General features: G+C 69.4%; 10 protein-coding genes. 2 read left to right on the forward strand and 8 right to left on the reverse strand.

Annotated features, from left to right (window positions below):
* The coding region (locus I0Q12_RS16045) for a CoA ester lyase (RefSeq protein WP_231610785.1) at positions 1-527 on the forward strand (527 nt) is incomplete at its 5' end.
* Here the strand turns inward: I0Q12_RS16045 and I0Q12_RS16050 are convergent.
* The 7 genes from I0Q12_RS16050 to rpsB all read right to left on the reverse strand — a co-directional run bounded on the left by I0Q12_RS16050 (position 487) and on the right by rpsB (position 5930).
* A complete protein-coding gene (locus I0Q12_RS16050) occupies positions 487-996 on the reverse strand; it encodes a DUF1990 domain-containing protein (RefSeq protein ID WP_197252859.1) in 510 nt (169 codons plus the stop codon). The genes I0Q12_RS16045 and I0Q12_RS16050 overlap by 41 nt on opposite strands.
* Complete coding sequence (locus I0Q12_RS16055; protein WP_197252867.1) at positions 993-1688, reverse strand: class I SAM-dependent methyltransferase; 696 nt, start codon at positions 1686-1688, stop codon at positions 993-995. The genes I0Q12_RS16050 and I0Q12_RS16055 overlap by 4 nt, the downstream gene beginning before the upstream one ends.
* Before the next feature lie 41 nt (positions 1689-1729).
* A complete protein-coding gene (locus I0Q12_RS16060) occupies positions 1730-2665 on the reverse strand; it encodes a phosphatidate cytidylyltransferase (RefSeq protein WP_374068711.1) in 936 nt (311 codons plus the stop codon).
* Positions 2662-3219, reverse strand: a complete 558-nt coding sequence (frr, locus tag I0Q12_RS16065) for a ribosome recycling factor (protein ID WP_197252861.1) — start codon at positions 3217-3219, stop codon at positions 2662-2664. The genes I0Q12_RS16060 and frr overlap by 4 nt, the downstream gene beginning before the upstream one ends.
* 28 nt (positions 3220-3247) lie before the next feature.
* On the reverse strand, positions 3248-3976 hold the full coding sequence (gene pyrH, locus I0Q12_RS16070; RefSeq protein ID WP_197252862.1) for a UMP kinase: 729 nt from the start codon (positions 3974-3976) through the stop codon (positions 3248-3250).
* 176 nt (positions 3977-4152) lie between these two features.
* Entirely contained in the window at positions 4153-4977 is an 825-nt protein-coding gene (gene tsf, locus I0Q12_RS16075; RefSeq protein WP_197252863.1) for a translation elongation factor Ts, read from the reverse strand.
* Between the two features lie 125 nt (positions 4978-5102).
* Positions 5103-5930, reverse strand: a complete 828-nt coding sequence (gene rpsB / locus I0Q12_RS16080) for a 30S ribosomal protein S2 (RefSeq protein ID WP_197252864.1) — start codon at positions 5928-5930, stop codon at positions 5103-5105.
* Between the two features lie 314 nt (positions 5931-6244).
* Between rpsB and I0Q12_RS16085 the strand changes: the two genes are divergently transcribed.
* Positions 6245-6742, forward strand: coding sequence for a M23 family metallopeptidase (locus I0Q12_RS16085; protein ID WP_197252865.1), 498 nt, complete (start codon positions 6245-6247; stop codon positions 6740-6742).
* 7 nt (positions 6743-6749) lie between these two features.
* Here I0Q12_RS16085 and I0Q12_RS16090 read toward each other — a convergent pair.
* Positions 6750-7833, reverse strand: a 1084-nt coding sequence (locus tag I0Q12_RS16090; protein ID WP_374068710.1) for a MinD/ParA family protein, incomplete at its 5' end; no start/stop codon positions are given.

Raw genomic sequence — 7833 nt, forward strand, 5'->3', positions numbered from 1 at the left:
GGCTACCGGAGAACACCCGGATCCTCGTGCTGATCGAGTCCGCGACGGGCCTCGAGGCGGCGCCGGAGATCGCGCGGGCCGACGGAACGTTCCGGCTCGTATTCGGCAGCGGCGACTACCGCCGCGACACCGGTGTCGGCGACTCGCCGCTCGCCCTCACGTATCCGCGGTCGCGGCTGGTGATCGCGAGCCGGGCCGCGCGCCTGGTGGGACCGATCGACGGCCCGTCCCTCACCGACGACCCCGCCACGCTCACCCAGGAGGCGGAGCTGACCCGGTCTATGGGGATGACCGGGAAGCTGTGCATGACACCGGAGCGGGCCGCCTACGCGAATGCGGCGCTGAGCCCGAGCCCGGACGACGTGACCTGGGCGCACGAGGTGATCGACCGGCTCGGCGAGGACGGCAGCCGGGTCCAGGACGGCAGCGACCTGCCGAGGCTGGCGAAGGCGAAGAAGATCACGAGGCTGGCGCGCGCCTTCGGCATCAAGAACAATCGTCGAGGGAACGGAGGTAACGGTCGGTGATGCGCCGTTGAGCCCGCCGGGCGACGGGAGCGCCCGCACGCGCCCACCACGTCGCCGGCCGGGAGAACGCCTTGATCGTCAGAAGGACTGTGTCGTCGTCCCGCCACTCCACCCCGAAGTACTCCTCGCCCCGGACCGGATGGCCGGGAAGGGTGCCGTAGGCGAAACCCCGACGACGCGGTTCGTTCACGACGTACACGACCTCGCACGGTGCGGTGATGCCGACGGGACCCCATCCGACCCGCACGCTCACCCGCGCGCCGGGCACCGCGGTGGCCGAGTCCGCCCGGAACCCCGCACCGGCGCGACGCTGCAGCTGCCATCCGAGCAGCCGGTCTGCTGCGCGGTGGAACGCCTCTTCGCCCGAACCGATGACGCGGGAGCGCACGGCGCGGTCGTAACCGTCCGGGAGAGGTCCCGCGGTCGCCCCGATCTCCGGATAGGTCGGCCGGTCGCCACGCGCCGTCACAGTTCCAGGCCCCGTGGTTTGCGGCGGATGTGCAGCCGGTAGCGGACGGTCAGGCCGGTGCCCTGCGTTTCGCGGGCTGCCCGCTGCGCGATGCGCGGCGAGAATTCGATACCGAGGACGCGTTCGAGGCTCGCCCGGTCGGGAAATGCCCACTCGGTGTCGATGCGTCGCAGGTCGAAGCCCTGAGCCGCGAAGAACGCCTCGACCGCGGGGGGATCGTAGTGCGGCAGGTCCTCGCGCATCCACCGTCCGTAAGGGTGCGCGGTCGCGTCGAGGTCCACGACGGCCAGGGCCCCACCGGGACGGAGCACACGCAGCGCCTCGGTGATGCCCGCTCCGCAGCCGGGCCCGAAGAAGTACGCGGTGCGTGCGTGCACGAGGTCGACGCTGCCGTCCGGGAGCGGCAGTCGCTCCGCGTCGCCGCGCAGCACGGTGATCGTCTCGTCGGCGGCCGTGCGCCGGCGGCCGAGTTCGACGAGCGGCGGATGCGGTTCGACACCGGTGACCGTGCGCGCCTCCTGCGCGAACATCGGCAGGTGGAACCCGCTGCCGCATCCGACGTCGACGACATCGGCTCCGGCCCAGTCGACGGCCTCCCGCAGCGCCGCGTACACGGCGCCACGGGTGTCCTGGGCGCGGTTCTCCTCCTCGTAGACCGCGGGCCAGTGCCAGATGTTGGGGCTGGCGATCACCCCGCTCTCCCGCACCGCCCGCCCGGCCCGTTGCACGGTCACTACAGAAATGCCGCGAGGACCAGCCAGGTGACGAAGGCGGACGGCAGGATCGAGTCCAGCCGGTCCATGATTCCGCCGTGGCCGGGCAGGAGGGTGCCCATGTCCTTGATGCCGAGATCGCGTTTGACCTGCGACTCGATGAGGTCGCCGGCGGTCGCGCACAGCACGAGCAGCAGCCCGAGCAGGACGCCGACCCACCACGCGGCGTCGAGCATCAACGTCACGGTGAGCACACCCGCGACGACGCACGCGATCAGCGAGCCGGCGAAGCCCTCCCAGGACTTCTTCGGGCTGATCGCCGGGGCCATCGGGTGCTTGCCGAACAGCACGCCGGCGGCGTAGCCACCGATGTCGGAGGACACGCACACGATCATGAGGCAGAACACTCGTTGCGCGCCCTGGTCCTGGAGCACCATCAGCGTCGCGAACGACGCGAGCAGGGGCAGCCACGCTGCCGTGAAGACGGTGACCGCGGTGTCGCGCAGATAGTTCTGCGGCTGCGCGGAGAGACCCCGCTGGAACAGCCGCCAGAGCATGGAGACGACGACGGTGCCGGCGAACGCCGCCAGCACGCCCGTGGTGCCGTAGGGCCAGCCGAGCCAGATCATCGCCTGCCCGCCGACCAGCAGCGGGATCGGCGGGACGCGGACGTCGGCCTCGCGCAGTCGCTTGGTGACCTCCCACGTGGCGATCCCGATCGCGCACGCGACGACCGCGAGCCACGCGGTCGGCGCGAAGAGCAGGATGCCGATGACAAGGGCACCGAGGGCGGCGCCCACGCCGATCGCGGCCGGCAGATTTCGGCCGGCCTTGGATGCCTTCTCCGGTGCGGCCGCTTGTTCCGCAGCCGGAGCAGCGGGTGTGATTCCGTTGTCGTCACCGGAATCGAGTGGAAGCTGCGGGCCGGACGGCCCGTCGGCTCGACCCACTGTCAGACCTCCATCAATTCGGCTTCCTTGTGCTTGACCAGCTCGTCGATCTGCGCCACGTACTTGGCGGTGGTCTTGTCGAGGTCCTTCTCCGCGCGGTTCACCTCGTCCTCGCCGGCTTCACCGTCCTTCTGGATGCGGTTCAGCTCGTCCATGGCCTTGCGGCGGACGTTGCGCACCGAGACCTTCGCGTCCTCACCCTTGGCCTTGGCCTGCTTGACCAGTTCGCGGCGGCGTTCCTCGGTCAGCTGCGGAACCGAGATGCGGATGATGTTGCCGTCGTTGGTGGGGTTCACGCCGAGGTCCGAGTTGCGGATCGCGGTCTCGATCGCGCCCAGCTGCGATGCCTCGTAGGGCTTGACGATCACCATGCGCGCCTCGGGCACGTTGATGCTGGCGATCTGGGTGATCGGCGTGGGCGCGCCGTAGTAGTCGACGACGATGCGGTTGAACATGCCGGGGTTGGCCCGACCGGTACGGATGCCACCGAGGTCGTCCTTGGCCACCGTGACGGCCTTCTCCATCTTCTCCTCGGCCTCGAAGAGGGCTTCATCGATCACGGCAGTTCCTCCATGTTCCGTTGTCCAATCATGACCGTACGAGTGTTCCGATCTTCTCACCGGCGACGGCGCGGGCGATATTGCCCTTGGTCAGCAGGTTGAAGACCATGATCGGCATGTCGTTGTCCATGCACAGGCTGAAGGCGGTCGCGTCGGCGACCTTGAGGCCCTTCTCGATGACCTCGCGGTGGGTGATCTCGGTGAACAGCGTCGCGTCGGTGTCGACGCGCGGGTCGGCGGAGTAGACACCGTCGACGGCCTTGGCCATGAGCACGACCTCGGCGCCGATCTCGAGGGCGCGCTGCGCCGCGGTGGTGTCGGTGGAGAAGTAGGGCATGCCCATGCCGGCGCCGAAGATCACGACGCGGCCCTTCTCGAGGTGGCGGCGGGCACGCAGCGGCAGGTACGGCTCGGCGACCTGTCCCATGGTGATCGCCGTCTGAACACGGGTGTCGATGCCTTCCTTCTCCAGGAAGTCCTGCAGCGCAAGGGAATTCATGACCGTGCCGAGCATGCCCATGTAGTCGGAGCGGGCACGCTCGAGGCCGCGCTGCTGCAGTTCCGCACCGCGGAAGAAGTTGCCGCCACCGATCACGACCGCGACCTCGACACCGCTGCGGACGACCTCTGCGATCTGCTGCGCGACCGTCGTCACGACGTCCGGATCGAGTCCGACCTTCCCGCCGCCGAACATCTCGCCACCGAGTTTGAGGAGCACCCGGCGGAAACCGGGCCGTTCGTGGGCGTGGTCGGACATGGCTCTCCTCTGGTTGAGACGGATCGCGGATCGCGCAGGATCGGCCCTTTCATCCTGCCTCATCACCACCGTGGGGCCGAGACCGGGGCGTGAGGGTCACGACCGTGTCGTGCCGGGCCGTGACGCGCCTCGACCCCGCGCGGCACGAGGCCGGCGGGGTCGAGGAACAGGTGGGTCTAGCTGGCGCCGACCTCGAAGCGAACGAAGCTGGACACCGTGGCGCCGGCCTCGTCGAGGATCGCCTTGACGGTCTTCTTCGAGTCCGTCACGGACGGCTGCTCGAGGAGCACGACGTCCTTGAAGAAGCCGTTGACGCGGCCTTCGACGATCTTCGGCAGAGCAGCCTCCGGCTTGCCCTCGGCCTTGGCGGTCTCCTCGGCGATGCGACGCTCGTTGGCGACGATCTCCTCGGGAACCTCGTCACGAGTCGTGTACTTCGCCTTGAGGGCCGCGACCTGCATTGCAGCGGCGCGAGCAGCCTCGGCGGCAGCGTCGCCCTCGCCCGAGTAGGCGACGAGAACGCCGACGGCCGGCGGCAGGTCGGTGGCGCGCTTGTGCAGGTAGACGGCGACCGGGCCGTCGAGGACGGCGACGCGACGAAGCTCGAGCTTCTCGCCGATCTTGGCCGAAAGCTCCTCGACCAGCGTGGCGACGGTCTTGCCGTCGACCTCGAGGGTCTTGAGGGTCTCGAGGTCCGCCGGGCGGGCCTCGGCGGCCGCGGTGACGATCTTGTCCGCGAGACCCTGGAACTCGTCGTTCTTGGCGACGAAGTCGGTCTCCGAGTTGAGCTCGATCAGAACGCCGTCCTTGGCGACGACCAGGCCCTCGGCCGTGGAGCGCTCGGCGCGCTTGCCCACGTCCTTGGCGCCCTTGATGCGCAGCTGCTCGACGGCCTTGTCGAAGTCGCCGTCGTTGTCGGCGAGAGCGTTCTTGCAGTCCAGCATTCCGGAGCCGGTGAGCTCACGGAGACGCTTGACGTCGGCGGCGGTGTAGTTCGCCATGGGAAGCGAGCCTCCTGTGTGTGAAGGAAAAGTTCATCGGGTGCGGGCGACGCCGCGCGGGCGGCCCGCAGTGCAACGGCCCCGACCAGAAGCTCGCGATCGAGCGGTCGGGGCCGTGCAACGGATCAGGCCTCGGGGGCTGCGTCCGAGGCGGGTGCCTCGGTCTCGGCGGCCGGGGTGGCCTGCGCGAGCAGCTCCTGCTCCCACTCGGCGAGCGGCTCACCGGCGCCGGCCTCGGGCTTGGCATCCTTGTCGGCGCTCTGGCCGGCACGGGCCTGCACGCCCTCGGCGACGGCGGACGCGACGACCTTGGTCAGCAGCGCCGCGGAACGGATCGCGTCGTCGTTGCCCGGGATCGGGTAGTCGACGAGGTCCGGGTCGCAGTTGGTGTCGAGGATCGCGATGACGGGGATGTTCAGCTTGCGAGCCTCACCGACGGCGATGTGCTCCTTGTTGGTGTCGACGACCCAGATGGCCGACGGAACCTTGGCCATGTCCCGGATGCCGCCGAGCGTGCGCTCCAGCTTGGTCTTCTCACGCGTGAGCATGAGGATTTCCTTCTTGGTGCGACCCTCGAAGCCACCGGTCTGCTCCATCGACTCCAGCTCCTTCAGGCGCTGCAGGCGCTTGTGGACGGTGGAGAAGTTGGTGAGCATGCCGCCGAGCCAGCGCTGGTTCACGTAGGGCATCCCGACACGGGTCGCCTCTTCCGCGATGGACTCCTGGGCCTGCTTCTTGGTGCCGACGAACAGGACCGTGCCGCCGTGGGCGACGGTCTCCTTGACGAACTCGTACGCCTTGTCGATGTAGGTCAGCGTCTGCTGCAGGTCGATGATGTAGATGCCGTTGCGGTCGGTGAAGATGAACCGCTTCATCTTCGGGTTCCAGCGACGGGTCTGGTGGCCGAAGTGTGCGCCGCTGTCGAGCAGCTGCTTCATGGTAACGACAGCCATAGCTGTGTTCTGCCTTTCGTTTCGGTTGCTGCGGGCACGCTGCCCGCCCTGGCGTCCGCATGCCCACCGAACCCTTGCGGGACCAGCCGATGGCCATGTTCCGATGTGCCCGACAACTTGCAGCACGATCGGCGCGCGGACGCGCGAAGTCGATCTGCGTACGCAGACCGCCCGACAAGTGTACGGCCTCTGCCCGCCGCACCGTAAACCGGCCGGTGAGCGCCGTGCGGTGGGGCTGTGGACCGAGCCCGGGTTGTCCACAATCGCGGGAAGCGGTCTGTTGCGGCCTCCCCCCGGCGTATCACTGTCGACGGATGAGAATCGTCACGGCGCTCGCCGTCTCGTCCGTCCTCTGGTTCACGGCAGCACCGGGATGCACCCCGGCCGCGCACGGTGCGTCGCCGGACTACGACTGGCCGCTGCAGCCGCGCCCCTCGGTGACCCGGCCGTTCGATCCGCCCGAACACGACTGGCTTCCGGGACATCGCGGCGTCGACCTGTCGGGATCGATCGGGCAGGTGGTCCGGTCCGCCGCGGCCGGCACGGTCGTGTTCGCCGGGGTCGTCGGCGGAAAGCCGGTGGTGTCGATCGACCACGAGGGCGGTCTGCGCACCACCTACGAACCGGTCACCGCGAGCGTGACGCCGGGCCGGCGCATCGCGCGCGGCGAACCGATCGGCACCCTCGAACCCGGGCACGAAGGTTGCCCCGTCGCGGCGTGCCTGCACTGGGGTCTGCGCCGCGACCGCGCCGACTACCTCGACCCGCTACCGCTGGTCCGGCCCACCATCATCCGGCTCGAACCGGTGTGACACCCGCTCACCATCGCACGGCGTGGCGGCCCGACACGGGCGGAAAATCGTCGGCGACCATCGCCGCGAGTTCCACGAACGCCCGTCGCGTCGCCGGGCGCAGCAGCTCGAGATCCAGTTCGGCGCCCTCGGCGAGGTGCTCGTCGAACGGCACCACCTGCACCGCCCGGCAACGCGCCAGGAAATGCGCGGTCAGGGCATCCATGTCGATGTTCGACGCGCCCGGCCGGGCCGCGCTGATCACGACGACGGTGCGGGCGACGAGTTCCTCGAACCCGTGGTGTTCGAGCCAATCGAGGGTCGCCGCGGCGCTACGGGCACCGTCGATCGCGGGCGAGCTGACCAGAACCAGCGCGTTCGCCAGGTCGAGCACCCCGCGCATCGCCGAGTGCATGATGCCGGTGCCGCAGTCCGTGAGGATGATGTTGTAGTAGACCTGCAGGATTTCGACGACCTGCCGATAGTCCGACTCACTGAACGCCTCCGACACGGCCGGGTCGCGTTCGCCGGCCAGCACCTCGAGCCGGCTCGCCGCCTGCGACGTGTGGGCCCGCACATCCGAATAGCGCTCGATGTTCGGTGCGGCCGCGAGCAGATCCCGGACGGTCGAGCGCGTCTGCTGCGGCACCCGCTGGGCCAGCGTCCCGAAATCGGGATTGGCGTCGACGGCGATCACGCAGTCCCCGCGTAGCGAGGCGAAGGTCGATCCGAGCCCGACGGTCGTCGTCGTCTTTCCGACGCCGCCCTTGAGCGAGAGCACCGCGATGCGGTAGTCGCCGCCGATGGGTTGACGGATCCGGTCGATCATCTCCTGCCGGTGGGATTCGCCGGTGGACTCGCCGGGGTTGAGGATGCCTCCGGTCAGCCGGTGCACGCTGCGCCGCCAGCCACCCGACGGGGACCGGCGGGAGCGTTTGACGAGCACGCCCGATTCCAGGTCGAGGCTCGACGGCTGGTGATCGGGCATCGGCGGCGGTGGCGTGGGTTCGGCAGCCGGTGCGGGCGGGAGTTCCGGGGCCTGCGGCTGTCGCGCGACCTCGGATGCGGGCTGGAGCGTCGGGGTCGGGTCCGCCGGCGCCGCGGGCTGCGGC

The organism is Rhodococcus sp. CX, assembly GCF_015865005.1.
Lineage (GTDB): Bacteria > Actinomycetota > Actinomycetes > Mycobacteriales > Mycobacteriaceae > Rhodococcus.